Raw genomic sequence first — 2,057 nt, 5'->3', positions numbered from 1 at the left:
CTTTACCTCAACACGTACATAATCCGTCTCTCCTATTTCATTTAACTTTCGCTCAACCTCTTTTTTCACGCCTACAATATCTTCTTTTTCCTCTTTAATTTCCCTACTCACAATGGTATTTCCTTGATCAGAAAGTAATACTACTTCAGCATTACTTAAACCCACTTCATTTGGTATATTAAAATAGCAATTCACATACGAATCTTCCGATGGATTTTTGTCTTCTCCTAATTCCCTTGGCAAAATTAGTGCTTCTATTCCACTTCCTGCATTCACCATTGGATTCCTATACAATTTATTCCCGACTGCGATTGCAATATTCGCCGTTTTAATTGTTGATTGTACTGTTGTTGAACTAGAACCCCCTTCTCTTACATTTGAAGTTAATGAAATTTCAATCTTTTTATTATATGCAGAAATCGCTGTATCTTCTCTTGTATTTCGTACATGGATATTAACATCTTCACTATTATATGTAATGCGTCCTATCGTATTTTTACTATTTGAAAATACATTATCTCCTTTTTATTAACATCCTCATCCCCTAAATTACCGTAAATTTTTTCTGGTTTATTTTGATTCTTAAATAACAATCTCTTATCTTGTTTTATCGCTAACCAGCTATATAGAGAGGAATACTTTCTTACTTTTGCCATATTTCTCTCCACAAACATGGCAAAAGTAAGAATCCTCCAATAATTCAGCAGCACATTTTCTACATTTCTTCATTTTTATAACCCCTTTTTCAATCATAGCTTTTTCTTATAATATCCCTATATACATTTATCGTAATATAAACTCTCTCTTTTTCCTATTTATCGAATTATAACTTCCCGCCCGGACCGTTGATTTTTTACAGACTGTGTCTTAACCTCTTTTTCCGTTCTGTGTCAACATGAAAAAATAACCCTTCACCTGACCCAAAAGGGTCAGGTGAAGGGTTATTTTCTTAGTTTCTATCATTTATTATTGTTTTCATTTAATAAAATTTAAAAGATATCAGAGTGTTGGAAACCCTAAAGGGTTTCTCAACACTCTGAAAAAAATCAACCGGACGGTTGATTTTTTATCGCCTACTATAATGTGCAGTGTCAATCCCTCGCTGCGCTAACCAATGATATGTTTCGCCTTTTACAACAAGAGGTACAGATTGCAACTCTTCTATCGTCTTCACGCCAAGAGCTGTCATAATAAATTTTAAATCTGTATGTAAAAGATCGATTTCATCCACTAACTTCTCAACACCATCTTGCATTAAAATACGTAAAAAGTATCCAGCAAACGCAGTTGTATTCGCCCCTAATGCGATTGCCTTCGCCACGTCAATTGCTGTTTGTATACCCCCAGATGCAATAAAAGAGAGGTTATTATTTATAGAGGTTGCTTCAATAATCGAGGTAGCTGTTTGTATGCCCCAGTTATTAAAATAAGAAAGCATTCGCTGTCTTCTTTCATTTTCAACAGCAGCAAAATTCGTACCACCTTGTCCGCCAATATCAATTGCTGTTATACCTATACTCGCTAACTGTTGTACTGTTTCCTTACTCATTCCAAATCCCACTTCTTTTACAATGACAGGAACTTTACTGTTTAAAACAATTTGTTCAATTCGCCGAAGTACACCAGTAAAATCACGGTCTCCTTCTGGCATCGTTAACTCTTGTATGACATTTAAATGAATTTGCAGTGCATTCGCTTCAATCATATCAACGGCACGCTCTGCCTGTTCGACAGTTGCCTCACTCCCCAAATTAGCAAAGAAAATACCATTTGGGTTTACCTTTCTGACAATCTTATAAGAAGCCGCCTCGCTTTCATTTTTTAAAGCTGCCATTTGCGATCCTACAGCCATAGCAAGGTTATGATGTTTCGCTACATATGCTAATTGCTCATTAATATGTAATGTTTGCTCTCCTCCACCACCAGTCATCGCATTGATAAAAATCGGCGAACTTTCACTAAGTTCGCCGATTTTTATCAATGCGATGACTGGTGGTGGAGGAGAGCAAACATTACATATTAATGAGCAATTAGCATATGTAGCGAAACATCATAAC

The 2,057-nt window shown here is 35.7% G+C and carries 2 pseudogenes; both read right to left on the bottom strand.

Going from position 1 to position 2,057, the window contains the following annotated elements:
* A pseudogene (locus AC1DTM_RS23955) lies at positions 1 to 656 on the bottom strand (hypothetical protein); the annotation flags it as partial.
* A gap of 410 nt (positions 657 to 1,066) precedes the next feature.
* A pseudogene (gene fni, locus AC1DTM_RS23950) lies at positions 1,067 to 1,975 on the bottom strand (type 2 isopentenyl-diphosphate Delta-isomerase); the annotation flags it as partial.
* Between the last annotated feature and the right edge of the window lie 82 nt (positions 1,976 to 2,057).

This window comes from Bacillus sp. P4_D3, assembly GCF_056401855.1.
The sequence above is the reverse complement of the archived record's forward strand: the minus strand, read 5'-3'. Positions and strand labels throughout refer to the sequence as shown.